Source organism: Streptomyces adelaidensis, from assembly GCF_016598475.1.
GTDB lineage: Bacteria > Actinomycetota > Actinomycetes > Streptomycetales > Streptomycetaceae > Streptomyces > Streptomyces adelaidensis.
The window spans coordinates 1-582 of record NZ_JAEMUX010000293.1 but is presented as its reverse complement, the minus strand read 5'-3'; the positions used below and the strand labels follow the sequence as shown (position 1 = coordinate 582).

Sequence of the window (582 nt, the reverse complement as noted above, 5' to 3'; positions counted from 1 at the left end):
GGCTCGGCCCGGAGAAGTCCCTCGCGTTCTTCGGCCAGCTCTCCACGGACACATACGATCTCGGCAAGGTCGACCCGGAGCGCCTCAAGGACGTCCAGCAGCTCCAGGAGAACCTCGGCCTCAACCTGGCCACGGCCTCCCACGACAAGGAATTCGCCGACAAGTGGGGCCCGGAACTCCGCAAGCTGGGTACGGAGCGCATTCCGCTGTCCAAGCACGACTACGGCGGGCCGTTCGGATACCAGCTCCTCGGCGGGATCATGCGGTACGGGAACTACGACGCGAAGTTCCTCAACCCGATCGCCGAACACGTGGCGCAACTGCACGCGAAGGATCCGGACATGTTCGCCGAGAACAAGGCGGTGAACAGTCTGTTCAAGAACCCGTACAACCCCTCCGGCGTGAACGGGGCCGGCTACGACCCGGCCACCGCCATGCTGGAAGCGCTCGGCAACAGCCCGGAGGCGGCGAAAAAGTTCTTCACCGACCCCCCGACCGCGTACAACGAGGACGGCACGGTCAACCGCGGTGCCACGGCCGAGCTCGGGAAGAACAAGGACGGCGAGCCGTTCGACAACTACT

The 582-nt window shown here is 64.9% G+C and carries 1 pseudogene; it reads left to right on the top strand.

Annotated elements, in window-relative coordinates:
* Positions 1-582, top strand: a pseudogene (locus tag I8N67_RS41915) (hypothetical protein); the annotation flags it as partial.